25 protein-coding genes and 2 tRNA genes are annotated in these 26,121 nt (G+C 73.0%); 14 read left to right on the top strand and 13 right to left on the bottom strand.

Annotated features, from left to right (window positions below):
- On the top strand, positions 1–562 hold a 562-nt coding region (locus ACZ6ZR_RS31450; protein ID WP_465648156.1), incomplete at its 5' end, for an MFS transporter.
- Positions 563–661: 99 nt separating this feature from the next.
- On the opposite strand, the gene ACZ6ZR_RS31445 is transcribed toward ACZ6ZR_RS31450, so the two are convergent.
- Together ACZ6ZR_RS31445 and ACZ6ZR_RS31440 are read right to left on the bottom strand one after the other, a co-directional pair.
- Positions 662–1,471: a BRO-N domain-containing protein gene (locus ACZ6ZR_RS31445; protein WP_465648154.1), complete on the bottom strand. Its 810-nt coding sequence runs from the start codon at positions 1,469–1,471 to the stop codon at positions 662–664.
- Positions 1,472–1,604: 133 nt separating this feature from the next.
- The gene (locus ACZ6ZR_RS31440; protein WP_465648152.1) at positions 1,605–2,429 is read right to left on the bottom strand and encodes a maleylpyruvate isomerase family mycothiol-dependent enzyme; all 825 of its coding nucleotides are present in this window, start codon (positions 2,427–2,429) and stop codon (positions 1,605–1,607) included.
- 151 nt (positions 2,430–2,580) lie between these two features.
- Between ACZ6ZR_RS31440 and ACZ6ZR_RS31435 the strand changes: the two genes are divergently transcribed.
- The 3 genes from ACZ6ZR_RS31435 to ACZ6ZR_RS31425 all read left to right on the top strand — a co-directional run bounded on the left by ACZ6ZR_RS31435 (position 2,581) and on the right by ACZ6ZR_RS31425 (position 5,228).
- The gene (locus ACZ6ZR_RS31435) at positions 2,581–3,378 is read left to right on the top strand and encodes a carbon-nitrogen family hydrolase (RefSeq protein ID WP_465648160.1); all 798 of its coding nucleotides are present in this window, start codon (positions 2,581–2,583) and stop codon (positions 3,376–3,378) included.
- 235 nt (positions 3,379–3,613) lie between these two features.
- Complete coding sequence (locus ACZ6ZR_RS31430) at positions 3,614–4,534, top strand: GntR family transcriptional regulator (RefSeq protein WP_465648150.1); 921 nt, start codon at positions 3,614–3,616, stop codon at positions 4,532–4,534.
- 46 nt (positions 4,535–4,580) lie between these two features.
- Positions 4,581–5,228 (top strand): hypothetical protein, encoded by a 648-nt coding sequence (locus ACZ6ZR_RS31425; protein ID WP_465648148.1) that lies wholly within the window; start codon positions 4,581–4,583, stop codon positions 5,226–5,228.
- A gap of 170 nt (positions 5,229–5,398) precedes the next feature.
- Here ACZ6ZR_RS31425 and ACZ6ZR_RS31420 read toward each other — a convergent pair whose 3' ends face one another.
- Positions 5,399–6,181, bottom strand: a complete 783-nt coding sequence (locus ACZ6ZR_RS31420; RefSeq protein WP_465648146.1) for an SLATT domain-containing protein — start codon at positions 6,179–6,181, stop codon at positions 5,399–5,401.
- Positions 6,182–6,664: 483 nt separating this feature from the next.
- On the opposite strand from ACZ6ZR_RS31420, the gene purD reads away from it, so the two are divergent.
- From purD to ACZ6ZR_RS31400, 4 genes are all read left to right on the top strand, one after another.
- Positions 6,665–7,906: a phosphoribosylamine--glycine ligase gene (gene purD, locus ACZ6ZR_RS31415; RefSeq protein WP_465648144.1), complete on the top strand. Its 1,242-nt coding sequence runs from the start codon at positions 6,665–6,667 to the stop codon at positions 7,904–7,906.
- A 542-nt stretch (positions 7,907–8,448) separates the two neighbouring features.
- Positions 8,449–10,011 (top strand): hypothetical protein, encoded by a 1,563-nt coding sequence (locus tag ACZ6ZR_RS31410; protein WP_465648142.1) that lies wholly within the window; start codon positions 8,449–8,451, stop codon positions 10,009–10,011.
- 176 nt (positions 10,012–10,187) lie between these two features.
- Entirely contained in the window at positions 10,188–11,723 is a 1,536-nt protein-coding gene (locus ACZ6ZR_RS31405; RefSeq protein ID WP_465648140.1) for a N,N-dimethylformamidase beta subunit family domain-containing protein, read from the top strand.
- Between the two features lie 76 nt (positions 11,724–11,799).
- Positions 11,800–12,699, top strand: a complete 900-nt coding sequence (locus tag ACZ6ZR_RS31400) for a phosphoribosylaminoimidazolesuccinocarboxamide synthase (RefSeq protein ID WP_465648138.1) — start codon at positions 11,800–11,802, stop codon at positions 12,697–12,699.
- Positions 12,700–12,751: 52 nt separating this feature from the next.
- Here the strand turns inward: ACZ6ZR_RS31400 and ACZ6ZR_RS31395 are convergent, their stop codons facing one another.
- From ACZ6ZR_RS31395 to ACZ6ZR_RS31365, 7 genes are all read right to left on the bottom strand, one after another.
- Complete coding sequence (locus ACZ6ZR_RS31395) at positions 12,752–13,381, bottom strand: response regulator (RefSeq protein WP_465648136.1); 630 nt, start codon at positions 13,379–13,381, stop codon at positions 12,752–12,754.
- Positions 13,378–14,604, bottom strand: a complete 1,227-nt coding sequence (locus ACZ6ZR_RS31390; protein ID WP_465648134.1) for a sensor histidine kinase — start codon at positions 14,602–14,604, stop codon at positions 13,378–13,380. Before ACZ6ZR_RS31390 ends, ACZ6ZR_RS31395 begins: the two co-directional genes overlap by 4 nt.
- 43 nt (positions 14,605–14,647) lie before the next feature.
- Entirely contained in the window at positions 14,648–15,439 is a 792-nt protein-coding gene (locus ACZ6ZR_RS31385; RefSeq protein WP_465648132.1) for an ABC transporter permease, read from the bottom strand.
- The gene (locus tag ACZ6ZR_RS31380) at positions 15,436–16,452 is read right to left on the bottom strand and encodes an ABC transporter ATP-binding protein (RefSeq protein ID WP_465648130.1); all 1,017 of its coding nucleotides are present in this window, start codon (positions 16,450–16,452) and stop codon (positions 15,436–15,438) included. The genes ACZ6ZR_RS31385 and ACZ6ZR_RS31380 overlap by 4 nt, the downstream gene beginning before the upstream one ends.
- Positions 16,453–16,612: 160 nt before the next feature.
- Positions 16,613–16,685, bottom strand: a tRNA-Gly gene (locus ACZ6ZR_RS31375).
- A 39-nt stretch (positions 16,686–16,724) separates the two neighbouring features.
- Positions 16,725–16,797: transfer RNA gene (locus ACZ6ZR_RS31370), tRNA-Gly, on the bottom strand.
- A gap of 144 nt (positions 16,798–16,941) precedes the next feature.
- On the bottom strand, positions 16,942–17,259 hold the full coding sequence (locus ACZ6ZR_RS31365; protein ID WP_396293113.1) for a histone-like nucleoid-structuring protein Lsr2: 318 nt from the start codon (positions 17,257–17,259) through the stop codon (positions 16,942–16,944).
- 407 nt (positions 17,260–17,666) lie between these two features.
- Between ACZ6ZR_RS31365 and purS the strand changes: the two genes are divergently transcribed.
- From purS to ACZ6ZR_RS31345, 4 genes are all read left to right on the top strand, one after another.
- Entirely contained in the window at positions 17,667–17,957 is a 291-nt protein-coding gene (gene purS, locus ACZ6ZR_RS31360; RefSeq protein ID WP_465648128.1) for a phosphoribosylformylglycinamidine synthase subunit PurS, read from the top strand.
- Positions 17,954–18,631: a phosphoribosylformylglycinamidine synthase subunit PurQ gene (gene purQ / locus ACZ6ZR_RS31355; RefSeq protein WP_465648126.1), complete on the top strand. Its 678-nt coding sequence runs from the start codon at positions 17,954–17,956 to the stop codon at positions 18,629–18,631. The genes purS and purQ overlap by 4 nt, the downstream gene beginning before the upstream one ends.
- Positions 18,631–20,886, top strand: a complete 2,256-nt coding sequence (purL, locus tag ACZ6ZR_RS31350; RefSeq protein ID WP_465648124.1) for a phosphoribosylformylglycinamidine synthase subunit PurL — start codon at positions 18,631–18,633, stop codon at positions 20,884–20,886. Before purQ ends, purL begins: the two co-directional genes overlap by 1 nt.
- 62 nt (positions 20,887–20,948) lie before the next feature.
- A complete protein-coding gene (locus tag ACZ6ZR_RS31345) occupies positions 20,949–21,785 on the top strand; it encodes a maleylpyruvate isomerase family mycothiol-dependent enzyme (RefSeq protein ID WP_465648122.1) in 837 nt (278 codons plus the stop codon).
- A 33-nt stretch (positions 21,786–21,818) separates the two neighbouring features.
- On the opposite strand, the gene ACZ6ZR_RS31340 is transcribed toward ACZ6ZR_RS31345, so the two are convergent.
- Positions 21,819–22,700 (bottom strand): DUF3152 domain-containing protein, encoded by an 882-nt coding sequence (locus ACZ6ZR_RS31340; protein WP_465648120.1) that lies wholly within the window; start codon positions 22,698–22,700, stop codon positions 21,819–21,821.
- A gap of 185 nt (positions 22,701–22,885) precedes the next feature.
- Here ACZ6ZR_RS31340 and ACZ6ZR_RS31335 point away from each other — a divergent pair, with 185 nt between their 5' ends.
- A complete protein-coding gene (locus ACZ6ZR_RS31335; RefSeq protein ID WP_465648118.1) occupies positions 22,886–23,305 on the top strand; it encodes a DUF3151 domain-containing protein in 420 nt (139 codons plus the stop codon).
- Positions 23,306–23,372: 67 nt separating this feature from the next.
- Here ACZ6ZR_RS31335 and fbaA read toward each other — a convergent pair whose 3' ends face one another.
- Positions 23,373–24,395 carry a class II fructose-bisphosphate aldolase gene (gene fbaA / locus ACZ6ZR_RS31330; RefSeq protein ID WP_465648116.1) on the bottom strand — a complete coding sequence of 341 codons (1,023 nt, stop codon included), beginning with the start codon at positions 24,393–24,395 and terminating at the stop codon, positions 23,373–23,375.
- Between the two features lie 321 nt (positions 24,396–24,716).
- On the opposite strand from fbaA, the gene ACZ6ZR_RS31325 reads away from it, so the two are divergent.
- On the top strand, positions 24,717–25,433 hold the full coding sequence (locus ACZ6ZR_RS31325; protein WP_465648114.1) for a DedA family protein: 717 nt from the start codon (positions 24,717–24,719) through the stop codon (positions 25,431–25,433).
- 104 nt (positions 25,434–25,537) lie between these two features.
- Here the strand turns inward: ACZ6ZR_RS31325 and pyrE are convergent, their stop codons facing one another.
- Positions 25,538–26,074, bottom strand: a complete 537-nt coding sequence (pyrE, locus tag ACZ6ZR_RS31320; RefSeq protein ID WP_465648113.1) for an orotate phosphoribosyltransferase — start codon at positions 26,072–26,074, stop codon at positions 25,538–25,540.
- Positions 26,075–26,121 lie beyond the last annotated feature (47 nt).

The raw sequence follows: 26,121 nt of genomic DNA, 5'->3' as shown, positions 1-26,121 counted from the left end.
CACCACCGCGTTCCCGGCGGGCGCCTTCGGACTCCTCTGGGGGATGCCGTACCTGGTGGAGGGTCAGGGCCTCTCGCGCGGCGAGGCCGGCGGCCTGCTCACCCTGCTGGTCTTCTCCAACATGGTCTTCGCCCTCCTGCTCGGACGGATCCTGCTCCGCACCGTCCGGGCCCGGATGCCCATCACCCTCACCGTCATCGCCACCACCGCCCTCACCTGGGCCGCCGTCCTCGCCTGGCCCGGCGCCACCCCGCCCACCTGGCTCCTCGTCACCCTCCTGGTGGTGATGGGCGCCAACGGCCCCGCCTCCCTGGTCGGCCTCGACTACGCCCGCGCCCACAACCCCCCGACCCGCCTCGGCACCGCCACCGGCATCGCCAACATGGGCGGCTTCCTCGGCATCGTCACCACCCTCCTCGGCGTCGGCCTCCTCCTCGACACCCTCACCCCGGCGGGGGCGGCGCACACGGCGGAGGCGTACCGCTGGGCGCTGTGCTGGCTGTACGTGCCGCTCGCCTTCGGGACGGGGATGATCCTGCACCTCCGACGGAAGGTCGCGTAGGGTTTCCGACCTGCGAGAACGACGAAACCGTAGGACGGTCCGAGGGTATGGAAACGCCTTCACCCTCAGGACTTCTGAGGGTGAAGGCGTGTTGCTCCGCTACAGCAGACCGCTGCGCCGCATCAGGTCGACGAACTCGTCCGGCCCGGTGGTGAACCGGAACGGGCCGACTTTGCCGTGCACCGTTCCGCCGAGGGAGGGCTCGGGCGCGGGAGGCCGGGCGTTGAGGCGCCGGACCAGGTCGACCAGCTTGAGCTTCTCGCAGCGCGGGATCGCCTTGCCGCCGCGGATGCCGACCCGCTCGTAGCTGAGGCACTGGAAGTACCCGCCGAAGGGCGGCCCGCTGTCCTCCTGACGGCTCGGCACCCGGAACTCCATCTCGCCGTGGCGGCAGTGCACCGTCCCGTCCGAGCGGACGTGGAAGTCGGGGCCCTCGTCCTGCTGGACCTCGGCCACGATGTGCACCTGCTGCCCGATCGCCTCCGCGAGGGTCTCCGCCATCCGCTGCTGCTGGTGCGGCACGTCGGTGTCGCCCCGCCGGATCGACGGCAGCAGCTCGGCGGTGACCCAGGCCTGGAACCCACGCGCGGAGGGCTTCCTCGATCGCATGATCAGCAGGTAGAGACCCGCCTCGCTGATCACGTTGAGGTAGGGATTCCCCCGCACGGAGGCTTTCTGACCTGCGGGAACGTCGTATGCCTCACTTGAAGTGAGGCATACGGTGCGCATGTCGACGGTGCGCGTGTCCTCCGGCGACAGGATGCGGCTGGCCCAGCTGGGGTTGGTCCGTTGGAGCACCGCGCAGACGTCGGCCGTGACGAACCACGGCTCGCCGTCGATCATCACCACCCGGATCGGCTGGCCGGTGACGGGGAAGCTGGTGCGGACCAGTTCCATCGACTCGTTCATGTGACAGCCCCTCAATTCTGTTCGGAGGTATGGGCTGTCTGGCACAACAAGGCCGAACGGGTGATGTACTGGCCCGCCCCGGCCGCACGGAAGCGCGAGGTGCGCCACCCCGCGTGCGCCGCCGGGGCGCGCCTCAGGGGGTGACGGCGAAGTGGCCGAGGATGCGGTCGGCGAGTTCGTGGTCGCCGTCGACCGTGACGGGGCCCCGCTTGCCGCGGCCGCAGGAGAGGCGGAGGAAGGTCTCCCATTCCATGGCGAGGGAGACGGTGGGGGCGAGGGTGACGGTCTCGTCGATGGTGGCGCGGCCGTCCTGGTCGACCCGGACGGTGCGGAAGAACTCCAGCGGGCCGGTGACGTCGAGGGCGACGGTGGTGCCGGCGGGGGCGCCGGCGGACTTGGCGACGGTGCGCGGGAGGCCGCTGAGCAGCTGGTCGCGGGCGATCCGGGCAGCGGCGGTGTCGAGGTTGCCGGGGAGGGCGAGGGCGCGGCGGAGGTCCTGCTCGTGCACCCAGACGTCGAAGACGCGCAGCCGGAGCAGGGTGAGGTAGGGGACGTCCCGGGAGAGCGGGCCGGCCGGCCAGCGGACCAGGTCCTCGGGCTGGTGGCGGGAGTCCCGCAGGGCGCGCGAGCGCCGGATGATCGTGTACTCCAGCTCGCTGGTGAGCTCGGGCGAGGTGTGGCAGCGCCGCTTGTCGACCGGGAGCTCCATGTACCGGGCGAAGTCGCCGGTGACGTGCCGGAGGTCGGAGGGGAGGGAGTGGATCGGACGCGGGTCGCCGAGGAGCTCGGACTCCAGCGCGATGATGTGCGAGACGATGTCGCGGACGGACCAGCCGGGGCACTCGGTGGGGCGGTTCCAGGCGTCACCGGGAAGTCCGGCGACGAGTTCGGATATCGCTTCGATCGACTGTGTCCAGGCGTCGATGCAGCTCTGCACGGTCGTCTCGTTGTCGGTCACGGGATTCTCCGGCCCTCCGTCAGTTCCGTACCTCCGCGCCAAGATCGGGGCTTCCCCGCGCGGGCGCTACCCGCACGTTACGCTGCCGGGTGACAGCAGGGCAGCGCTTTCGGGTGACGATCGTAGGACTGGTCCCATGGACGGTGGTAGTGTGCGCGCCTCATTGATCCAACTCGCCGTGTCCGACGCCGAGCCGGTGGCCGAACGCCGGGCCAGGGCAGCCGCGTTGGTCCGCGCCCAGGAGGGCGCTGACCTGGTGGTGCTGCCCGAGCTGTGGCCGCTCGGCGGGTTCGCGTACGAGGCCTGGTCGGACGGGGCGGAGCCCTTGGACGGCCCGACCGCCGAGGCGATGTCGGCGGCCGCCCGGGCGACCGGGGTGTGGCTGCACGCCGGTTCGATCGTGGAGCGCGATCCGGACGGCCCGATCTACAACACCTCGCTGCTGTTCGCCCCGGACGGCGAGCTGGCCGCGACGTACCGCAAGATCCACCGCTTCGGCTTCGACAGCGGTGAGGCGGTCGCGATGGGGGCGGGGCAGGAGATCGTCACCGCCACCACCGAGCTGGGCACCCTCGGCCTGGCGACCTGTTACGACCTGCGCTTCCCGGAGCTGTTCCGGGCGCTGCTGGACGCGGGGGCGGAGCTGCTGGTGGTCCCGGCGGCCTGGCCGGAGCGGCGGCGCGAGCACTGGACCCTGCTGGCCCGGGCCCGGGCGGTGGAGGAGCAGGCGTACGTGCTGGCCTGCAACACCGCCGGGACGCACGCCGGCGTGGAGCAGGGCGGCCACTCCATCGTGGTGGACCCGTGGGGCAAGGTGCTGGCCGAGGCCGGCGCCGGCGAGGAGGTGCTCACGGTGGAGTTCGACGCCGCCGGGGCGGCCAAGGCGCGGGCCGAGTTCCCGGTGCTCCGGGACCGCCTGCTGGGCATTCCGGCCCCGGTCCAGCGCTGACCTCGTCCCGGGCGGCCGTCACGCACGGCCACCGGGCCGCCCCGAGCGGTGGCCCGGGCCCGGTGGCAGCGGCCGGGAACAGCGCTGACCTGCGGACACGGTCGAATGTCCGGATATGGAGGCGGTGAGGCTCTTGCGCACCAGCTGGTCGCATTTGAGAAGATGAGCCTTGGTCGTGTTCCCGTCCGGGCCGGCCGAGGGTCAGCGCAGAGCCGGAGAGGAGCCCCACGACCGCATGTCCAGCATCCTGGGACTCCCCGGTGACGGCCGTCCGGCGATCCAGCGCAACAGTCTGCGCGAGCAGATCGCCGCCGCGCTCCGTGAGGAGATGATGGCCGGCCGCCTGGAGGCGGGCCGCAACTTCACGGTCAAGGAGATCGCCGAGCTCTACGGGGTCTCCGCCACCCCCGCGCGCGAGGCGCTGGTCGACCTGGCCGCGCAGGGCCTGCTCCGGGCCGAGCACCACCGGGGCTTCACCGTCCCGGAGTTCTCCTGGACGGACTTCCTGGAGATCTTCGAGGCCCGCACCCTGCTCACCGACTCCGCCCTGCGGCAGCTCCACGACCGGGTCAGCCGCTACGACTGGCACCGTCTCCCGTCCCTGCGCCGCCGCGCCGAGGCGGCCCAACGGGCCTCCCGCGCCGGTCAGTTGGACGTCCTGGTCGGCTGCGACCTGCGGTTCTGGCACGAGGCCGCGGTGCTGCTCGACAACAGCCGGATCGCCGGCTACCTCGGCTGGCTGCGCGTCCAGTCCTGGATGTACGCCGCCCCCTACCTGCGCGCCGCCGACTCCATGGAGGGCGTCTGCTGGGACCGCCACCCCGAGCTGGTGGACCGGATCGAGGCCCGCGACATCGCCGGTGCGCACCGGATCGTGAACCAGTACAACCTGTTCACCGTCGAGCTGCTGGCCAGACTGGGCGGCCACCCGCTGGAGTCGGTGGCCGTGCTCCCCCTGCTGCGCGGGCCCGTCCCGGGCGGCGGCCACCCGGCGCCGCCGACGGCCGAGGAACCCGCCGGGCCGGAGGTCGGCCACGGGCTGGTGCCGCTCCCGCGGGCCGTCCCGCCGGGCCGTTTCGGCCGCCCGTCCGCCCCCCGTTCCGGGAAGCCGGCCGAGGAGGCCGCCGCGCGCCGGGAGGCCCGGCCCGGGCAGTAGGGTTGGGCTCTCCGTTGCCCCGCCCCCTGAGAGGAAGAGCCGGCCCATGGCCTGCGACCTCTGGCTCGTCCCGCTGGTGGACGTCCTGACGTACAGCTCCGACAACCCGTTCCGGGACGACCTGGCGCGCTACGACGCTGCGCTCGCCGCGCACGGGCTGCCGCCGGTGCCGGTCTACCAGTACTCGGCGGAGCTGAGCGGCTCGGTCGAGCCGATAGCCGCCTTCGACTACGACTCGCTCCACTTCCTGCGCCGCGCCTACCTGTTGGGGCTGACCGGGTTCCAGATCACCCCGGTGGACGCGCTCGGCAGCGATTACGAGCAGCTGCTGGAGATGTTCGAGTCCACGGCCGAGCAGTCGCACCTGGTCTGGCACTTCGACCACGCCGGGGCGTACGTCCCGATCGACTTCCAACTGCCGCTGGTCGCCGACGAGTTGCTCGCCGAGGGCGGGCCGCTCGGGTCCTCGTACGGGCTGCTGCGCGAACTCCAGGCGGTGGCACCGGTGTTGGGCATCGACCCGCTCGACCCGCCGGCTCCCACCCGCCCGCTCGCCCCCACCGAGCTGGAGCAGCCCTTCGAGCCCCCGATCGACGACCTCCACCCCTACGCCCGCGAACGCCACGCCTGGGCCGGCCTCTACGCCGCCGCCACCCGCAGCGTCACCCAGGGCTCGATGATCGTCTTCGCGTAGGCGGAATCGGCTGCGCCGACAGGGGCGCGGGGAACTGCGCGCTGCGGAAGACACTGACCCGTCTGCCGGGTACGGACAGCCACTTGCAAGTGAAGGTCCGTACCCGGCACACGGGTCGCTTTCTTCCGTCTCGCGCAGTTCCCCGCGCCCCCGGCCCGCCGGAGGCACCCTCAGCGGAGCGGGCCCTCCGGGGGGCGTTGGCGGGGCATGGTGGGGCGGGTGCCGGGCGGGGGGAGGACCCGGACCTGGGCTCCGGTGCCGGGTTCGGTGCGGCCACCCCAGGGTCCGGGCGACTGGGTGGGCAGCTGGGTCATGCCGGCCCGGAACTCGAGCATCCACTCCGAGGTCTCGCTCCGGACCACGTCGGAGACGTCCTCGCAGAAGCGCCGCAGCACCCCGAGGCACCGCTCCGCCGCCTCCCCGGCCGTGCCCTCGGTCGGTCCGAGCACCTCCCGCACGCACTCCGAGGCCCAGTCGAACTGGAAGGTCTCCAGCCGGCGCTGCAGGGCCTGGGCGGTGGAGACGTCCCGCATCCAGCCGGAGGTGAGCCCGAAGACCCGGTCCAGGCCGAAGCAGGCGGCGGAGAGCGTCAGCCCGACGTAGCCCCAGGAGGCGTGGAAGGAGAAGGCGCCGGTCAGCGAGAGCAGCGGTGCCGTCACCCCGGCCACCGCGAAGCCGGCGGCGCCGAACCGCAGCAGGCGGGCCCAGCGCCGCTTCCAGACCCGGTCCCGGCGGTACCAGTCGATGGCCTCGACCGCACGCTCCTCGGACCAGCGGTAGAGCTCCTCCAGCCGCTCGGCCGGCTCGCCCCAGTCCCCGAGCGGGAACTGGCGGGCACTCAGGTCGGTGCGGCGGCGGGTCGGGGCCGGGACGGAGGTGGCCACGGGCTGGTCCTCCTCACCGACGTCCTTGCCCCAGGGGCTCTCCTCGGGCTGCATTTCCGGCTGGCTCACCTGTGGGGCTCCCTGTGGCGGGCGGACTGCGAAGGCCCTGGCGGGGTGCCGGGCCTGACGGTGCGTCGGGTGTCGGGCGGCCGGAATCGGGGGATGGCGGCCGGATCTGACACCGTGTCGGACGGCGGCGCCAGGGGCGGGTGCGGGTTGCCCCATGGTGCCGTGCCCCGGCCGTGGCCGGGGGCCGTACGACAGACCTTCTTACCGCCGAATGGCTGACCGTGTGGCCGCTTCGGCCGCGATCGTTATCGGAATTCACCCCATCGACCCGAGGTGGGAGAGTTGCGGCGGCCGATCGGATTTCACCCGTCCGAGCGAGCCCGTCCGGTCCTACGGCCCTGACTCCGGCCACCCTGCCGCTTCCCGGGGCAGGCACCCGCTGGAGCTTCCTCCAGTCTCCGGGGCCCTGTACCGGCCCCCGCCTGGAGCTTGCCACGGGGCCCGCACCCCGGGCCGGGACGGCCACCGACTACGCTTCCAGGCGTGAAGGTCCTCGTCATCGGCGGCGGCGCCCGCGAACACGCCCTGTGCCGCTCACTGTCCCAAGATCCTGCCGTGACCGCGCTGCACTGTGCCCCGGGCAACGCCGGGATCGCGCAGGTGGCGACGGTCCACCCCGTCGACCAGCTGGACGGTGCGGCCGTGACCGCGCTGGCCCGCGAGCTCGGCGCCGAACTGGTCGTGGTCGGCCCGGAGGCCCCGCTGGTGGCCGGTGTCTCGGACGCCGTCCGGGCGGCCGGCATCCCGGTCTTCGGCCCGTCCGGGGAGGCCGCCCAGCTGGAGGGCTCCAAGGCCTTCGCCAAGGACGTGATGGCCGGGGCCAACGTGCCCACCGCGCGCTCCTACGTCTGCCGCACCCCGGAGGAGGCCGCCGAGGCGCTGGACGCATTCGGTGCCCCGTACGTGGTGAAGGACGACGGCCTGGCGGCCGGCAAGGGCGTGGTGGTCACCTCCGACCTGGCCGAGGCGCTGGCCCACGCGGCCTCCTGCGAGCAGGTGGTGATCGAGGAGTACCTGGACGGTCCCGAGGTCTCGCTGTTCGCCATCACCGACGGCACCACCGTGCTGCCGCTGGTCCCGGCGCAGGACTTCAAGCGCGCGCTGGACGACGACCAGGGCCCGAACACCGGTGGCATGGGCGCGTACTCCCCGCTGCCCTGGGCCCCCGAGGGCCTGGTCGACGAGGTGCTGGAGACGGTGCTGCAGCCGACCGTGGACGAGCTGCGCCGGCGGGGCACCCCGTTCTCCGGCCTGCTCTACGCGGGTCTGGCGCTGACCTCGCGCGGCACCCGGGTGATCGAGTTCAACGCCCGCTTCGGCGACCCGGAGACCCAGGTCGTGCTGGCCCGGCTGCGCACCCCGCTGGCGGGCGTGCTGCTGGCCGCGGCCGACGGCACGCTGGGCGGGCTGGAGCCGCTGCGCTGGGACGAGGGCGCCGCGGTCACCGTGGTGGTGGCCTCCGAGGGCTACCCGGCCGCGCCGCGCACCGGCGACCCGATCGAGGGGCTGGCCGAGGCCGAGGCCGAGGGCGCGTTCGTGCTGCACGCCGGCACCGCGGCGGGCCCGGACGGGTCCGTGCTGAGCGCCGGTGGCCGGGTGCTCTCGGTCACCGCGACCGGGGCCGACCTGGCCGCGGCCCGCGAGCTGGCCTACCGGGGCGTCGCGCGGATCTCGCTCAAGGGCGGGCAGCACCGCACCGACATCGCGTTGAAGGCATCGCACTGACGGCATCGCGTTGAAGGCCGCCGGGCAGTAGCCCCGGCCGGCCGAAGGAGGAGGGCGCTGCGCCCGGCGGATCACCCGCCGGACGCAGCGCCCTCCGTCGTTCGGCGGTCCGTTCCCGCGTTCGACCGGAGGTCGAGCCGCCGCACCGCTCGGCGGCAGGATTCCAGCCCTTCGGGTGATCCCGTGACCATCCGGCTGACGTGGCCGTGTCCCGGGTCGTAGGGTGCGCTGGATCGCGTGGGCGGCCCTCGGCCGCTGCGGTCTCCGCCGGGTGTCCGGGCCCGGCCGGGGGGAAGCTGGCGGTGGCGTCCTGGGTGGTGGTTGTCACCAGGACGGGTGGAAACGGTAGCGATCCGGAACACCCACCCGTGGACGGGCGTCAAAACTGTCAGAAGCGCCACGCACGATGCACAACCGGGGGCGGCCTCCGTCGCCTCCCGGTCGGATACTGATCATTTCGAGTCGGCCCGGTGTCCGGATCGCCGCTTCCCTCCCCGAGGGCGGTGCGGTCCGCCCGGGCCCCGAAGGGGGTGCCGCGCCACATGGCCGCTGTCGACGCAGCCCGCGCACGTGCCCAGGCCGTGCTGAGGGTCCGCGGGCTGGCGCTGGGCGCCGCCGCGCTGCCCGTCGCCGTCGCCGTGGTGCTGCTGGCCGGCCGGTTCACCGGCCGGATCGGCGCGCCCGGCTCGGCCGACGCGGGGGTCTGGGACGCCGTCCGCTGGGTGGTCTGCGCGGTCGCCGCGCTGGTGCTGCTGGCGGCCGGCCTGGCCGCCCGGGCCTACGCCAGGGCGGTGCCGCCGCGCACCCCCGCGGTGCCGCTGGCCGAGGGGGAGGCCCCGGAGCTGTACCGCCAGATCCGCGACCTGGCCGAGCGCCTCGAGGTCCCGGCACCCTCCGCGATCGCGCTCACCCCGGACTGCGACAGCTGGCTGGAGGAGCCCTCCGGCCGCCGCCGCAAGGGGGTTGACGGCCCGTCCGTCCCGGCCGGCGACGAGCTGCGGGCCGGCCGGGACGGGCGGGCGGCCGCCCCGGTGCTGGTGATCGGCTCCCCGTTCCTCTGGTGGATGCGGGCCGGGGAGCTGCGCGCGCTGCTGGCCCCGGTGGTGGCGGGGACGGCGGCCTCGGCCGATCCGGAGATCGCCGCCGCCCGGCGCTTCCTGCGCGGTCTGGACGCCTCGCTCGGCGAGCGGGGCGGCCCCCGGGCGCTGCCGGGGGCGCTGCTGGACCGGCTCACCCGGCTGCTGCTCTCGGCCTGCCGGGAGCATGCGGCCGAGCTGGAGCGGGCGGTCGCTGCCGCCGCCTCCGAGCAGGCCAAGTCGGTGGACTACGGGCTGCGGATCGCCGCCCAGGAGCAGGTCGGCCTGGCCTACGCGGGCTGGGACAGGCTGCTCACCCGGGTCGCCCTCCCGGCCTGGCGGCTCGGCCGCCACCCGGCCCACCTGAACGCGGGCGTGGTCTCCGCGCTCACCGAGCTGTCCCGCCGGGACCGGCTGGCCGACGGCTACGGCTCCCGGCTGGGCGACCGGCCCGCCTGCGACCTGCTGGAGGAGCCGGGCCGGGTGGACGCGGCGGTCTCGCTGCTGGCCGCCGAGGTGCTGTTCGGCGAGCCGGTGGGCACGGTCGGGACGGGCTGGCGCGAGCTGGCCTGGGCCGACTACCCGGCCGAGGTGGTCGAGGAGGGCTGGCGCGGCCAGGCCGCCGCGCTGCGCGCGGTGCTCGGCGAGCGGGCGCCCGAGGAGCCCGGCCCGGCGCTGCACCTGGTGCTGACCCGGCTCGCGGAGGGCGGCGGCGAGCCCCTCGCGGCAGCACTCGCCGCGCACGTGGCGCGCAACGGGCAGGTCGCGCCCCCGCTGCAGGTCGTGCGCACCGGCCGGGACCTGCTGGCCGACCACGTCACCGCGCTGGTCTGCCTGACGGCGCTGGAGGCCGGGTCCGGCCGCCCCGGTCTGGACTGGCTGGACGGCCCGGTGCTGCTGCTGGCGGGCGCCCGCAGGCCCGAGTTGGCTGCCCTGGTGGTCGAGGCGGTGGAGCAGGGCGAGGACGCCCCGCTGCGGGCCTGGCTGGAGTCGGCCGGGCTCAGGACGGCGGGCTCGGTGAGGCTCTGACGAGCCGTCATGCCCCGGTCAGGCAATCGGTTCGGCACGAACCAATTTTCAACAACACTTGTTGCTACGGTGGGGTGACGCAGCGCCAGCACTGTGGTGTGCTGGTCCGCACGCACATCCACGTGGCACATGCCACCGGGGGCCGAGCCGGGCCGGTGCGAGGGGGAGGGGCGCGCGTGGGGACGGAACTCAACCGCCGCTGGGAGTCGGGGACGCTCAAGCACGGGGTCTCGGACCCGTTCGGCCAGGGCCCGCTGCCCTGGCTGCGCAGTCCGGACCACTACGTGGCCGGCATCGAGGGTGCGGTGCCCTGGTACGTCAGCCTGGACGCCCCGGGCCAGCGGCCGCAGGCCGCCCCGCGCCCCAAGCCCCCGGTCGGCACCCCGGCCAACGCCGACGACGTGGTGCAGCAGATCAAGGGCTTCGCCTCGGCCGGGGTGGTCCGCCCCGGAGGCTCGGTGGACCTGCGGGTCACGGTGAACCCGCCCCGCGGCTTCACCGTGGACGTCTACCGGATCGGCCACTACGGAGGTGACGGCGCCCACCACATGACGGCCAGTCCGCTGATCTCCGGCCTGGCCCAGCCAGCCCCGCTGGTGGTCGGCCGCACCGTCTCCTGCCACCACTGGTGGCAGTCCTGGCGGCTGCAGGTCCCGCTGCACTGGAGACCGGGCGCCTACGTCGCGGTGCTGACCACCGCCGACAACCTGCACCGCAGTCACATCCCGTTCACCGTACGGGACTTCGAGCAGGCGGCCGACCTGCTGCTGGTGCTCCCGGACGTCACCTGGCAGGCCTACAACCTTTTCCCCGAGGACGGCCTGCACGGCGCCAGCCTCTACCACGCCTGGGACGAGACCGGCGGCCTGCTCGGCGAGGCGGACGCCGCCGTCACGGTCTCCTTCGACCGCCCGCACGCCGGCGCCGGGCTGCCGCTGCACGTCGGCCACGCCTACGACTTCATCCGCTGGGCCGAGCGCTACGGCTACGACCTGGCCTACGCCACCGCCACCGACCTGCACGCCGGGCACGTCGACCCGGCCAGGTACAAGGCGATGGTCTTCCCCGGCCACGACGAGTACTGGTCCGAGCCGATGCGCCGCGCCGTCGAGGGGGCCAGGGACGGCGGCACCTCGCTGGTCTTCCTCTCCGCGAACTCGCTGTACTGGCGGGTCGAGCTGACGCCGGGCCCGTCCGGCGAACCGCACCGGCTGCTCAACTGCCGCAAGCGCCAGCGCGTCCCGGCCGACCACCCGGCCGCCGGGGTGCCGGGCGCCCGCAGCGCGCTCTGGCGGGACGCCGGCGAGCCGGAGCAGCGGCTGCTCGGCGTCCAGTACGCGGGCCGGGTGCCGACGCCCGTCCCGCTGGTGGCCCGGCACACCGGCCACTGGCTCTGGGAGGGCACCGGCCTGCGCGAGGGGGAGGAACTGCCGGGCCTGGTGGCGGGTGAGGCGGACCGTTACTTCCCGAGGGTGGCGCTGCCCGAGCACACCGAGCGGGTGCTGCTGGCGCACTCGCCGTACCGGGACGCCGAGGGCAAGGTCCGGTACCAGGAGAGCTCGCTCTACCGGGCGCCCAGCGGCGCCTACGTCTTCGCCTCCGGCACCTTCGCCTGGTCGCCCGCGCTGGACCGCCCGGGCCACACCGACGAGCGGATCCAGCGGGCCACCGCCAACCTGCTGGACCGGCTCTGCAAGGCCGGTCCGCAGTAGCCGGAGCCCGGGGGCACCGGCGTACGTGAAAGACTCGGAGCCCCCGCACCCCTTCCACCCGAGGACTGAGACGACCTTGAGCGGATTTGTCACCAAGCCCGAGCCGGTCCAGGTACCTGGTCTGGAACACCTGCACACCGGCAAGGTGCGCGACCTCTACCGGGCCGCCAACGGCGACCTGGTGATGGTGGCCAGCGACCGGACCTCCGCCTTCGACTGGGTGCTGCCCAACGAGATCCCGGACAAGGGCCGGGTCCTCACCCAGCTCTCGCTCTGGTGGTTCGAGCGGATCGCCGACATCGTGCCCAACCACGTGATCTCCACCGAGCTCCCGGCCGGCGCCCCCGCCGACTGGAAGGGCCGCACGCTGATCTGCAAGGCGCTGGAGATGGCCCCGGTGGAGTGCGTGGCCCGCGGCTACCTGACCGGCTCCGGCCTGGTCGAGTACCGCCAGGACCGCACGGTCTGCGGCATCGCCCTGCCGGCGGGCCTGGAGGACGGCTCCGAGCTGCCCGCCCCGATCTACACGCCCGCCCTCAAGGCCGAGGTCGGCGAGCACGACGAGAACGTCTCCTACGAGGAGACCGCCCGCCGGATCGGCGCGGACCTGGCGGCGACGCTCCGTCAGACCACCCTGGCCGTCTACTCCCGGGCCCGGGACATCGCCCGCGAGCGCGGTCTGATCCTGGCCGACACCAAGTTCGAGTTCGGCCTGCTGGACGGCGAGCTGGTGATCGGCGACGAGGTGCTCACCCCGGACTCCTCCCGCTACTGGCCGGCCGACCTCTGGCAGCCGGGCCGCGCCCAGCCCTCCTTCGACAAGCAGTTCATCCGGGACTGGCTGGACTCCCCGGCCTCCGGCTGGGACCGGAAGAGCGAGCAGCCGCCGCCGGCGCTGCCCGCCGAGATCGTGGCCACCACCCGGGCCAAGTACGTCGAGGCGTACGAGCGCCTGACCGGCAACACCTGGCAGTGACGCGACGACGGCCGGGGCCCCACCGAGGGCCCCGGCCGTTCCTGACGGCTCCTCAGATCCAGCCGTGCTCGCGGGCGATCCGGACCGCCGCGTGCCGGTTCTCGGCGCCCAGCTTCCCGGCCGCCGAGGAGAGGTAGTTGCGCACCGTGCCGGCCGACAGGGAGGCCCGCTCGGCGATCTCGGCGACCGAGGTGCCGTGCGCGGCCAGCTCCAGCACGTCCGTCTCGCGCGGGGTGAGCGGGCTCTCCCCGGCCGCGATGGCGTCCGCCGCCAGCTCCGGGTCCACGTAGCGGCCGCCCGCCACCACGGTGCGGATGATCCCGGCCAGGTCGGCCGCCGAGACGGTCTTCGGCAGGAAGCCGCGCACCCCGACCTCCAGGGCCCGCTTCAGGTAGCCGGGCCGGCCGTGGCCGGTGACGATCATCGTCCGGCACTCCGGCAGCACCCGGCGCAGCTCGGTGGCCACCTCGATCCCGTCCATCCCGGGCATCTGCAGGTCCAGCACCGCGACGTCCGGCCGGTGCGCCTTGGCCATCGCCAGCGCCTCCGGGCCGGAGGCGGCCTCGGCCACCACGGTGAGGTCCTCCTCCAGCGCCAGCAGGGCGGCCAGCGCGCCGCGGATCAGGTGCTCGTCGTCGGCCAGCAGGAGTCGTACGGGCAGGAGTCGTACGGGCGCGGTCATCCGGTGGTCTCCAGCGAGAGGGCGGGTGCGGTCAGCGGCAGGTCCACGGTGAGGCGGAACCAGCCCGGTTCGGCCGGCGGGGTGGCCAGCTGCCCGCCGTACACGGCGAGCCGCTCGCGCAGCCCGGTGAGGCCGGTGCCGGGGGCGGTGGCGGGGTGCTCGGGCACCCCGTCGTTGGTCATCTCCAGCAGGGCCTGGCCGCCGCCGGCCCGCAGCCGGATCCGGCAGCGGGTGGCCTCGCTGTGCCGGAGCACGTTGGTGGTCCCCTCGCGGACCACCCAGCCGAGCACCGACTGGGCGGTGACCGGGAGTTGGTCCGCCCCGGCCAGGTCCACCTCGCAGTCCACGTCGGCGGCCCGGAGCACCGAGCGGGCCCCGGTCAGCTCGGCGTGCAGGTCGGCGCTCCGGTAGGCCCGGACCACCTCGCGCACCTCGCGCTGGGACTCCTGGGCGATCCGCTGCACCTCGGTCATCTGGTCGGCCGCCTCCGGCCGCCCCCGGCGGGCGAGTCGGGAGGCCAGCTCGCTCTTCAGCGCGATGGTGGTGAGGTTGCGGCCGAGCACGTCGTGCAGGTCCCGGGAGAACCGCAGCCGCTCCTCGGCCACCGCCAGCCGGGCCTGGGTCTCCCGGGCCGCGTCCAACTCCCAGACCACCCCGGCCAGCCAGGCCGAGGAGCGGCAGGTCATGCCGAAGAACACGCAGCCGAGCAGCACCACCGTGCAGACGCCGAGCCCGGTGCCGAGCGGCGCCCCGGAGGCCAGCAGCGCGGCCAGCACGCTCAGCAGCATCGCCCCGCAGAGCGCGGCGCCCCGGCGGACGGGCAGGGTCACCGACACCGGCGCGTACCAGAACATCACCAGCACCGGGCCGAGCCCGGCCGCCGCGTCCGGCGCCGGACCGGCGGTGAGGGCGAGCAGCCAGACCATGACCGCGGTCAGCGCGGTGGCGACGGTCAGCAGGCCGGTCGGCAGGCCCCGGCGGCCCAGGTAGTGGGCCAGCCCGGTGCGGAACAGTAGGACGGAGAGGACCGTCCCGGCGAGCATCGCCACCAGCAGCAGACGGAGCGTCAGCACCGGCATCCCCTCGGCCCCGCTGCCCAGTGCGCCGAGCACCGCGAACGGCTGGGCCGAGAGCGCGAAGTAGCAGGACCAGCGGACGTACAGCTCGGTGCGCTGCGGCTTCCCCAGCGCGCGCCAGCGGCGCAGCGGTCGGCGCAGCTCCACGGTCCCTCCTCCGGTGCGTTCGGTACGGAATTCCTATCAGGCGTCAGCGCCGGGGCTCCCAGCGGAACCAGCGCAGCGCGGCCCAGCCGGTGGCCGCTGTCCAGGCCAGCGCGAGGGCGAGCTGGGGCAGGGCCTCGCCCCAGCCGGTGGTGCCGGTCCAGCCGTCCCGGACCAGCTGGAAGGCCGGGGTGGTGGGCAGCAGCCGGCAGACGGTGGCCATCGGGCCGGGCATCGAGTCCAGTGGGATGATCATGCCGGAGCCGAACTGGCTGAGCAGCAGCAGCGGCAGGGTGGTCAGCCCGGCGCTCTCCACGGTCTTGGTGATCACGCTCGACAGCGCCGCCAGCGGCACCAGCAGCACCAGGCCGAGCAGCACCCCGAGCACCACCCGCACCGGATCGGCTGGCGCGGACAGGTCCAGCATCACCGCACCGGCCGCGCACAGCACCAGACTGAGCGTCAGCGCGAGCAGCACCGAGGGCAGCGCGGTGCCGCCGAGGATCTCCGCGTCCCGGGCCTCACCGGTGCGCATCCGCTTGAGCACCAGCTCGCCGCGCCGGGCCACGTAGGCCGAGGTCAGGTTGTAGTAGACGACGAACAGCGGGACGATCCCGAGCAGCCCGGTGACCACCAGGGCCGCGGCGGGGACGCCGGGGAAGTGGTCGCCCTGCTCCTTCATCGGCTCGCTGAGCGCGAGGGTCATCAGCGGCGGCAGCGCCAGCGCGGTGAACAGCGCGGTGCGGTTGCGCAGCAGCAGGGTGGTCTCGGCCCGGCCGAGGGCCAGCATCCGGGTGGCGGCGGTGGTGCGCGCGGTGGCGGCGGTGACGGCGCTCATCGGGTGGCTCCGGTGGTGACGGTCTCGGTGGTCCGGGCGGTCCCGGCGGCCGGGGCGGGGGAGTCGGCGGCGGTGGCGCCGGAGGCGATGGCCAGGAAGGCCTCCTCCAGCGAGGCGCTGCGGGCGTCCAGCCCGGCCAGCGGGACCTCGTGCCGGGCGGCCCAGCCGAGCAGTTCGGTCAGGGTGGCCTGGAGGTCCGGGGTCTGCACGGTGATCCGGCGGCCCTCGGTCCGCAGCTCGGCGGCGGCCAGCTGAGGCAGCGTCAGCCCCTCGAACCGGCCCTCGCGCTCCGGCAGTTCGAAGGAGATCCGGGACGGCCGTCCGGCGATCACCTCGGCCACGGTGCCCCGGGTGACGATCCGTCCGGCGTGCATGACGGCCAGCCGGTCGGCCAACTCCTCGGCCTCCTCCAGGTAGTGCGTGGTGAGCAGCACCGTGGTGCCCAGCGCCCGCAGTTCGCGGACCAGCCGCCAGACGCCGGCCCGGGCCTCCGGGTCCAGGCCGGTGCTGGGCTCGTCCAGGAAGAGCACCTCGGGGCGGCCGAGCAGGGCCAGCGCGAGGTCGAGCCGACGGCGCTCGCCGCCGGAGAGCTGCTTGACCCGCACGGTGCGCCGGTGGACCAGCCCGACCAGCTCCAGCACCTCGTCCACCGGCCGGGCCCCGCTGGTCATCCCGGCCCAGGCCCGGCCGGTCTCGGCCACCGTGAGCTCGGACGGGAAGCCGCCCTCCTGGAGCATGATGCCGATCCGCGGCCGCACCACCGCCCGTTCCCGGTACGGGTCGTGGCCCAGCACCCGGACCTGACCCTCCGTCGGGGCGGCCAGTCCTTCGAGCAGCTCCATGGTGGAGGTCTTGCCCGCGCCGTTGGTCCCGAGCAGCGCGAACACCTCGCCCCGGCGGACGGTCAGGTCCAGGCCCCGGACGGCGTCGAAGCCGGCGGCCCCGGCGGGTCCGTAGTGGCGGTGCAGGCCGGTGGCCTCGATGGCGGGCGGCTCGCGGTGGCTGTTGTCCATGCCCTCGAGCCTCCAGTCGGCCGGGGCCCGCGGGCAGTGCGCGGCATCACCGGTCGGTGCCGCGTTCGCACGGGTCGGCGATGACAAATGTCATCGCCCGGGGGGAAGTTGGCGCGGGAACGACGAAGGGGCCCCTCTTCCGAGGGGCCCCTTCACACTGAGCGGACGACGAGATTCGAACTCGCGACCCTCACCTTGGCAAGGTGATGCTCTACCAACTGAGCTACGTCCGCACGATCTTCGGTTGTACTACGGTACTGCTGCTTACTACGAGCGGACGACGAGATTCGAACTCGCGACCCTCACCTTGGCAAGGTGATGCTCTACCAACTGAGCTACGTCCGCATGGTGTCCGTCAGGACCACCAGTTGCCCCTCCGGATCACTCCGGTTGCGGCGACAGGAAGAACTCTACCCCATCGCAAGGAGTGGTCGCCCCACCCTTTCCGCGGTGGCGGTCCGGGTGGGACAACAAGGCCTGCGGGCCAGGTCAGTTGGCCTCGGCGAACTGCTCGTAGACGTGCTTGGGGATGCGGCCGCGGGCCGGAAGCTCCATTCCGCGGGACTGCGCCCAGGCGCGGACGGCGGCCGGGTCCGGGGTGAGAGCGGTGCGGCGGAAGGACTTTCCGGCGCGGCTCTGGCGACGGCCGGCCGCGACGAACGGGGCGAGCGCCTCGCGGAGCTTCTCCGCGTTGTCCTGCGACAGGTCGATCTCGTACGACTTCCCGTCGACACCGAAGTGGACGGTCTCCGCGGCGGCACCGCCGTCAAGGTCGTCGGAGAGCGTGACGACTACACGCTGAGCCATGGGTGTCAATCCTCTCGGGCAATTCGCGAGCGCGTCCGGGCAGGCAGGAACCCGCGCTGATGTGCAGCGCCCGCCGTCACCGGTGGGCCCTATTCTGCACCCAAAGGGGAGAGAAATCGAAGGGATGCGCATTCTTTTTCCGGATATTCACGAGACTTCGTCGGACCGGGATAGCGGGGGATCGCGCTGGCCGTTCTGTCCCGTAGTGCCGGTATTCGGGCGGTCCGCAAGGGGACGCGATAACGGCTGAAAAGGGACAGGGTGGTGGCGGCTGAGTGCCGTGGAACCCTTGTGGCGTAAGGGGCGTAAGTCTACGCGCGTCGCCCCGACCGGCCCGCAAAGGCGCCCGAATGCCCCGGTAGTCTGGAGGTCCCCCCGCCTCACGCACCACACCAACGGGAGTGCCAGTGGCTCGCGTCGTAGTCGACGTCATGCTCAAGCCCGAGATCCTCGACCCCCAGGGCCAGGCGGTGCAGCGCGCACTGCCCCGCCTCGGATTCGCCGGGATCGCCGATGTCCGCCAGGGCAAGCGTTTCGAACTGGAGGTGGAGGGTCCGGTCGACGAGGCCGCGCTCGCCAGGATCCGCGAAGCCGCCGAGACCTTCCTCGCGAACACCGTGATCGAGGACTTCACCGTCCGGATCGAGGAGGAGACGTCGCTTTCTGACCGCCCCTCCTCCGTCGGGGGCTCGCTGTGACCACCCGCGTTGGCGTCGTCACTTTCCCCGGCTCGCTCGACGACCGCGACGCGCAGCGCGCGGTCCGCTTGGCCGGCGCCGAGCCGGTCGCCCTCTGGCACCGTGACAAGGATCTCCACCAGGTCGACGCCGTCGTCCTGCCCGGCGGATTCTCCTACGGTGACTATCTGCGCTGCGGGGCCATCTCCCGCTTCTCCCCGGTGATGGACACCATCATCGAGCAGGCCAAGCTGGGAATGCCGGTCCTCGGTATCTGCAACGGCTTCCAGGTGCTCTGCGAATCGCACCTGCTGCCCGGCGCGCTCACCCGGAACGACTCGCTGCACTTCATCTGCCGCGACCAGAAGCTCCGGATCGAGAACGCCGAGACGGCCTGGACCAAGGATTACTCCGTGGGCCAGGAAATCGTCGTGCCGCTCAAGAACGGTGAGGGCCGGTTCGTCGCCGAGGAGCGCGTACTGGACCAGCTGGAGGGCGAAGGCCGCATCGTGGCACGGTACTTGGACCTGAACCCGAACGGTTCGTACCGCGACATCGCCGGCATCACCAACGCGGCAGGCAATGTCGTCGGTCTGATGCCGCACCCCGAGCACGCCGTGGAGCCGCTCACGGGCCCGACCACCGAGGGCCTCGGCTTCTTCACCTCCGTACTGAAGCAGCTGGTGAACGCCTGATGTCTCTCGACACCGTCAAGAACGCCGAGCAGACCCCGGACTCCGCGCAGCCCTGGGCCGAACTCGGGCTCAAGGAAGACGAGTACGCCAAGATCCGCGAGATCCTCGGCCGCCGTCCCACCGGCGCCGAGCTGGCGATGTACTCGGTCATGTGGTCCGAGCACTGCTCCTACAAGAGCTCCAAGGTGCACCTCAAGCAGTTCGGCGACAAGAAGCCGGACAGCGACGCGATGCTGGTCGGCATCGGCGAGAACGCCGGTGTGGTCGACGTGGGCCAGGGCTACGCGGTGACCTTCAAGGTCGAGTCGCACAACCACCCCTCGTACATCGAGCCCTACCAGGGCGCGGCCACCGGCATCGGCGGCATCGTCCGCGACATCCTGGCGATGGGCGCCCGCCCGGTCGCCGTGATGGACCCGCTGCGCTTCGGTGCGGCCGACCACCCGGACACCCGGCGCGTGCTGCCCGGGATCGTCGCGGGCATCGGCGGCTACGGCAACTGCCTGGGCCTGCCGAACATCGGCGGCGAGGTCGTCTTCGACTCCTGCTACCAGGGCAACCCGCTCGTCAACGCGCTCTGCGTGGGCGTCATGAAGCACGAGGACATCCACCTCGCGCAGGCCAGCGGCACCGGTAACAAGGTCATCCTGTACGGAGCCCGCACCGGTGGCGACGGCATCGGCGGCGTCTCGGTGCTCGCCTCGGAGACCTTCGACGACAGCAAGCCCACCAAGCGGCCCGCCGTCCAGGTCGGTGACCCGTTCCAGGAGAAGCTCCTCATCGAGTGCACCCTGGAGATCTTCTCCGAGAAGCTGGTGCTCGGCATCCAGGACCTCGGCGGCGCCGGACTCTCCTGCGCCACCTCGGAGTTGGCCTCGGCCGGCTCCGGCGGCATGCGGATCGAGCTGGACACCGTGCCGCTGCGCGACAACACGCTCTCGCCGGAGGAGATCCTCATGAGCGAGTCGCAGGAGCGCATGTGCGCCATCGTCGAGCCCGACAAGGTCGACCGCTTCCTGGAGATCTGCGAGAAGTGGGACGTCATCGCCACCGTCATCGGTGAGGTGACCGAGGGCGAGCGCCTGGAGATCTTCTGGCACGGCGAGCAGGTCGTCGACGTGCCGCCGCGCTCCGTCGCGCACGACGGCCCGACCTACAACCGGCCGTTCGCGCGGCCGAGTTGGCAGGACGCGCTGCAGGCCGACGCGCCGACCGCCGAGCGGCTGGCCCGTCCGGCCAACGGCGAGGAGCTCAAGGCGGCCCTGCTGGCCGTCGCGAGCTCGCCGAACCAGGCCTCCAAGTCCTGGATCACCGACCAGTACGACCGCTACGTGCTCGGCAACACCGTGCTCTCGCACGGTGAGGACTCCGGCATGATCCGGATCGACGACGAGACCAACCTCGGCGTCTCGGTGGCCACCGACGGCAACGGCCGGTTCGCCAAGCTGGACCCGTACACCGGCGCCCAGTTGGCCCTGGCCGAGGCGTACCGCAACGTCGCGGCCGGCGGTGCCAAGCCGCTCGCCGTCTCCGACTGCCTCAACTTCGGCTCCCCCGAGGACCCGGACGTGATGTGGCAGTTCGCCGAGGCGACCCGCGGCCTGGCCGACGCCTGCCTGGTGCTCGGCACCCCGGTCACCGGCGGCAACGTCTCGCTGTACAACCAGACCGGCGAGGTCGCCATCCACCCGACCCCCGTGGTCGCGGTGCTCGGCGTCATCGACGACGTCACCCGCCGCACGCCGCTCGGCTTCGGCGAGCAGGGCCAGCTGCTCTACCTGCTCGGCGACACCGAGGACGAGCTCGGCGGCTCGGCGTGGACCGAGGTCGTGCACGGCCACCTCGGCGGCCTGCCGCCCAAGCTGGACCTGGAGCGCGAGCGCCTGCTCGGCGACATCCTGATCGCCGCCTCCCGGGACGGCATGGTCGACGCGGCCCACGACCTCTCCGACGGCGGCCTCGGCCAGGCCCTGGTGGAGAGCTGCCTCAAGGGCGGCAACGGCGCACGCGTCGTGGTCCCCGAGGGCATGGACCCGTTCGTGTTCCTGTTCTCCGAGTCGGCCGGCCGCGCCGTCGTGGCCGTGCCGCGCAGCGAGGAGCTCCGCTTCAACGACATGTGCGGCGCCCGTGGCCTGCCCGCCACCCGGATCGGCGTGGTGGACGGCGACTCGCTCGACGTCCAGGGCCAGTTCTCGGTCTCGCTGAGCGAGCTCAAGGACGCGCACACCGGCGTGATCGAGGCGCTGCTCGCCTGACGGCGTCTCAGCTGGTGAAGGGGCGGCCCGGTCGGGCCGCCCCTTCGCTGTAGGCTCCCGGAATGGCGAACTCCGCGAAGAAGGCCCGTAGTTACGACCCCGTCAAGGTGCGCGCCGCACTGGCCGGGCAGACCGAGGCGCTGCGGGCCGCCGTCCGCGAGCTGTGTGCCCGTCAGGACGCCGAGCAGCTGCTGGCCCGGCCGACCAGGCTGGGGGAGTGGAACGTCCGTCAGCTCGTGGCCCATCTGGGCTTCTGCCTGGACTGGCTGCCCCGCCACCTGGACGAGCCGGTGCCCGCCGGGGCGGCGATCCCGCTGATCGAGTGGCCGGGCCTGACCAGGACCGCCGCCGAGGCCATCTCGGCCGCCGTGATCGAGCACGCCGAGGGCGCCTTCGCCGGCTCCCCGGCCGAGGTGGCCAAGGAGTTCGACGCCGCCTGCGACCTGCTGCTCGCCACCCTGGAACGGCCCGAGGCGGCCGACCCGGCCCGGCGCTTCGTGATCCGCTTCGGTCCGATCCTGCTGGCCGACTTCCTGGTCACCCGGCTGGTCGAGACCGTGGTGCACGCCGACGACCTGGCCGCCGCCCTGGAGCTGCCCGCCTTCCCGCACGACCGCCAGGCCCTGGCCGCCGTCACCCGCCTGCTGGCCGACGCCTTCGCCCACCGGGTCCCCGGCGGCACGGTCGAGCTGCGGATCCCCCCGTACGCCGTCGTCCAGGCCGTCGAGGGCCCCCGCCACACCCGCGGCACCCCGCCCAACGTGGTCGAGACCGACCCGCTCACCTGGATCCGCCTCGCCACCGGCCGGACCGGCTGGACCACCGCCGTCGACACCGCCGAGGTCCGCGCCAGCGGCGAGCGCAGCGACCTCTCGGCGTACCTCCCCGTGCTGGGCTGAGGCGGAGCGGTACGGGGCTGAGGCGGCGTCAGGTCACTTGCGGGGCGGGCCGGAGATGTACTTGCCGTCGGCCCCGTACGGCCAGGCGTTGGAGACGCAGCCCTCCAGGCCGTAGATCTGCTGCATCATCGCCGGGGCGGGCTTGCCGGCGCCGCCGCAGCCCTCGTGGCCGTGGCCGATGAAGTGGCCGACCTCGTGGTTGACGATCAGGGCGCGGTACTCCCCGATCGGGCCGCTGAACTGCGGGGAGCCGACCGTCCAGCGCTTGGTGTTGACCATCACGGCCTCGCCGACGTTGCAGTTCACCTCGCCGCCGGTGTCGAGGCCGGCCTTGGCGCAGACCGCGTCCACGGTGCCGGGGGAGGCGATCCGCACCGCGAAGTCGGACGGGCCGGAGGCGACCAGTTGGAAGGAGTGCTTGCCGTCGGCGGTCCAGCCGCGCTTGTCGGCGAGGATCTTCTGCACCTGGTCGGTGGCGGTGGCGGCGTCGATGCCGATGCCGTCCTCGACCTCCACCTTGTACTTGCGCAGGGTGGCGCCCTTGCCGACCACGGGGCCGTTGGCCCGTACCGTGCTGAAGGTGCCCTTGCCCTTCTCGACCACCGGGGCCGGGGTGGGGCTGGGCGGCGGGGAGGGCGCGGGGGCGGGCGGCTGGGCCGGGGCGGGGCTCTCGCCCGCCGGGACGGCCCGGGCCTGGGTGGTGGCGGGGGCGGCCGGCTCGCCGTCGGAGCCGTAGAGGTTGAACGCGGTGACCCCGAGCACGGACAGCGCCCCGGTCAGTCCCACCAGCAGCACCAGCCGTCTGCGGGCCGCCTGCTGCCGGCGCCGCGCGGCGGCGGCCCGCCGTCGGCTCGGCTCGGGGGCACCCGCGCGCCGTGCGCGGGGGGCCGGGGTGCTCCTGGGGTTGGCTCGCACTACGGATGCTCTCTGGTCGCGGGCAGGACTCGTCGCACTGTCGTTCAGGACGATACCCGGCGCGGGAGCGGTTCCCCGAGCCCGGACTGCCGACCGGGAGTCGGGCGGCAGCGCCTCGGACAGAACTCGTGGGGATGCCGGGAGGGAGGCGACAGCCGTACCGCCGAACGGGCAGACTGGCAGGCATGAGTATTCACCAGAACCTCCTCGGGGGCCCCGAACCGACCAGGCTGACCGAGGACGAGCAGCCCTACCGGATGCTGGGAGAGGAGTCGGCCTCGCCGACCCAGGTGGCCGCCGCGTTCCCGACCTTCTCGCTGGCCTGGGCGATGCTGGCCGACGACGCGTTCGACGCCGGCCGGGTGGTCGAGTCCTACGCCTACGCCCGGACCGGCTACCACCGCGGGCTGGACTCGCTGCGGCGGGCGGGCTGGAAGGGTCACGGCCCGGTGCCGTGGGAGCACCGGGGCAACCGGGGCTTCCTGCGCTGCCTGGCGGCGCTGGCCCGGGCCGCCGATTCGATCAAGGAGACCGAGGAGGCCGAGCGCTGCTGGCAGTTCCTCAAGGACAGCAGCGCCGAGGCCTACGCCGAGCTGAAGCAGTAGGAGCCGTCGCAGGACGCGGAGGAGCCCCGGCCCTTGGTGGGCCGGGGCTCCGTCGCGTGGCTGGGCCTTACTTGATGCGCTTGCCGGCCGAGCGCAGCTGCTGCGCGGCCTCCAGCACGCGGGCGGCCATGCCGGCCTCGGCCAGCTTGCCCCAGGTGCGCGGGTCGTAGGTGTTCTTCTTGCCGACCTCGCCGTCGACCTTCAGCACACCGTCGTAGTTGCTGAACATGTGCGCCACCACCGGGCGGGTGAAGGCGTACTGGGTGTCGGTGTCGAGGTTCATCTTCACGACGCCGTTCTCCAGCGCGGTGGCGATCTCCTCGGCGGTGGAGCCCGAGCCGCCGTGGAAGACGAAGTCGAACGGGTCCTGCTTGCCGTACTGCTTGCCGATCTCGTCCTGCAGGTCGCGGAGCAGCTCCGGCTTGAGCACGACGTTGCCCGGCTTGTAGACGCCGTGCACGTTGCCGAACGAGGCGGCCAGCAGGTAGCGGCCCTTCTCGCCCAGGCCGAGCGCCTCGGCGGTGCGGACGGCGTCGTTCACCGTGGTGTAGAGCTCGTCGTTGATCTCGTGGGTGACGCCGTCCTCCTCGCCACCGGTCGGGGTGATCTCGACCTCGAGGATGATCTTCGCGGCGGCGGCCTGGGCCAGCAGCTCCTGGCCGATGGCCAGGTTGTCGGCCAGGGTCTCGGCCGAGCCGTCCCACATGTGGGACTGGAACAGCGGGTTGCGGCCCTGGGCCACGCGCTCGGCGGAGACCGCGATCAGCGGGCGGACGTAGGCGTCCAGCTTGTCCTTGGGGCAGTGGTCGGTGTGCAGCGCGACGGTGATGTCGTACTTGGCCGCCACGATGTGGGCGAACTCGGCCAGCGCGACCGCGCCGGTGACCATGTCCTTGCTGTGCTGGCCGCCGAGGAACTCCGCGCCACCGGTCGAGATCTGGACGATGCCGTCGCTCTCGGCCTCGGCGAAGCCGCGCAGGGCGGCGTGCAGGGTCTGCGACGAGGTGACGTTGATGGCCGGGTAGGCGAACTTGCCCGCCTTGGCCCGGTCGAGCATCTCGTTGTAGACCTCGGGAGTTGCGATGGGCATGCGAATTCGCTCCTGTCGGTGCTCGGCGTACGGACGACCTGTCCGACGCTCGGTACGCCTTCGGTACGACGCGCGGTGCCGGCTGCCGTCGCGGCTCTGCGGTGCGGCTCCGGTACCCCGGTTCGGCGGAGTCCGCCGCGGTGTGCACTGAGGGTGGGTGTGACCGCGGGCCGGACACCTGTGCCATCTTCCCAGACTCGGCCCCCGGGAACACCCAGCGGCCCGCTGGTTGGGACGGAAGGTGTCGGGAGAGGGGCCGGAGGGCCCGGTGGCGGCAGGGACCTTCAGCTCCCCGTAAGGGCGGGGCGCTATCCTGCGCCCGTGGACTACAACCAGATGGCCGTCAATCTGCTCGACGCCAAATCGCTCGTCGCATCGGTCGGTGTGATCGGCATCCTGGCGATCATCTTCGCCGAGACCGGCCTGCTGGTCGGGTTCTTCTTCCCGGGTGACTCGCTGCTCATCCTGGCCGGAGTGGCCGCCTCCAGCGCCGCCGAGAAGGTGCTCGGGGAGGGGGCGCAGATGTCGATCGCGGCCCTGCTGATCGGCGCTCCGCTCTGCGCCATCGCCGGGGCGCAGCTGGGCCACCTGTTCGGGGTCAAGGTCGGCCCCAAGATGTTCGACAAGCCCGACTCGAAGATCTTCCGCCGCGAGTTCGTGGTGAAGGCCGAGGAGTACTTCGACAAGTTCGGCCCGGCCAAGGCCGTGGTGCTGGCCCGCTTCATCCCGATCGTGCGGACCTTCCTCAACCCGGTCGCGGGCGTGCTGGAGATGCCGGCCAAGACCTTCTTCGTCTGGAACGCGATCGGCGGTCTGCTGTGGACCGAGTCCATGCTGCTGATCGGCTACTTCACCGGTGACCAGCTGGCGCCCGTGATCGACAAGTACCTGATCCCGGCGATGCTGCTGATCATCCTGGTCTCGCTCTCCCCGGTCTTCATCGAGATCTGGCGCGAGCGCAAGAAGCGGAAGGCCGGCGGCGCGGCCGAGCAGACCCCGGTCGAGGCCGGCGGCAACGGGCGGCACCGCAAGGGCTGAGCCCCTGATCCCCCGTCACATGCGAGTGGCCCGCCGTTTCACGTGAAACACGTGGAGCGGCGGGCCACCGTCGTTCGGCCGCCCGATCAGAGGCCTCAGAGACCTCAGAGGCCCAGGTCGTCCAGGTCGTAGGCGGTGACGTACTCCAGGCCCGCCTCGGCGATGGCCGGGGCCGCGCCGCGCTCGACGATCACCGCGACGCCGACCACCTCGGCGCCCGCCTCGCGGAGCGCCTCGACGGCGGTCAGCACCGAGCCGCCGGTGGTGGAGGTGTCCTCGACCGCCAGCACCCGGCGGCCCTTGACGTCCGGGCCCTCGATCCGGCGCTGCAGGCCGTGCGCCTTGCCCGCCTTGCGGACCACGAAGGCGTCCAGCTTGCGGCCGCGCGCGGCGGCGGCGTGCAGCATGGCGGCGGCCACCGGGTCGGCGCCCAGGGTCAGGCCGCCGACGGCGTCGTACTCCAGGTGCGCGGAGGCGTCCAGCATGACCGTGCCGACCAGCGGGGCGGCCTCGGCGTCCAGGGTGATCCGGCGGAGGTCGACGTAGTAGTCGGCCTCCTTGCCGGAGGAGAGGGTGACCTTGCCGTGCACGACGGCCTTGTCCTTGATCTGCGCCAGCAGGGCGTCGCGGTCGTTGCTCATGGGCACTCAGTCTACGGGCGCACCGCGGGCCGGGAGCTCAGCGCCCG

The sequence above is a fragment of the Kitasatospora sp. NPDC088742 genome (assembly GCF_055584905.1).
Note: the sequence above shows the minus strand (reverse complement) of the source record. Positions and strands in the feature narration are given on the sequence as shown.

Coding starts and splice junctions, on each gene's coding strand:
- ACZ6ZR_RS31445 (WP_465648154.1), bottom strand. CDS start 1,471: ATGAACGAGTCGATGGAACTGGTCCGCACCAGCTTCCCCGTCACCGGC.
- ACZ6ZR_RS31430 (WP_465648150.1), top strand. CDS start 3,614: ATGTCCAGCATCCTGGGACTCCCCGGTGACGGCCGTCCGGCGATCCAG.
- ACZ6ZR_RS31425 (WP_465648148.1), top strand. CDS start 4,581: ATGGCCTGCGACCTCTGGCTCGTCCCGCTGGTGGACGTCCTGACGTAC.
- ACZ6ZR_RS31410 (WP_465648142.1), top strand. CDS start 8,449: ATGGCCGCTGTCGACGCAGCCCGCGCACGTGCCCAGGCCGTGCTGAGG.
- ACZ6ZR_RS31395 (WP_465648136.1), bottom strand. CDS start 13,381: ATGACCGCGCCCGTACGACTCCTGCCCGTACGACTCCTGCTGGCCGAC.
- ACZ6ZR_RS31385 (WP_465648132.1), bottom strand. CDS start 15,439: ATGAGCGCCGTCACCGCCGCCACCGCGCGCACCACCGCCGCCACCCGG.
- ACZ6ZR_RS31380 (WP_465648130.1), bottom strand. CDS start 16,452: ATGGACAACAGCCACCGCGAGCCGCCCGCCATCGAGGCCACCGGCCTG.
- ACZ6ZR_RS31365 (WP_396293113.1), bottom strand. CDS start 17,259: ATGGCTCAGCGTGTAGTCGTCACGCTCTCCGACGACCTTGACGGCGGT.
- purL (WP_465648124.1), top strand. CDS start 18,631: ATGTCTCTCGACACCGTCAAGAACGCCGAGCAGACCCCGGACTCCGCG.
- ACZ6ZR_RS31345 (WP_465648122.1), top strand. CDS start 20,949: ATGGCGAACTCCGCGAAGAAGGCCCGTAGTTACGACCCCGTCAAGGTG.
- ACZ6ZR_RS31335 (WP_465648118.1), top strand. CDS start 22,886: ATGAGTATTCACCAGAACCTCCTCGGGGGCCCCGAACCGACCAGGCTG.
- fbaA (WP_465648116.1), bottom strand. CDS start 24,395: ATGCCCATCGCAACTCCCGAGGTCTACAACGAGATGCTCGACCGGGCC.
- pyrE (WP_465648113.1), bottom strand. CDS start 26,074: ATGAGCAACGACCGCGACGCCCTGCTGGCGCAGATCAAGGACAAGGCC.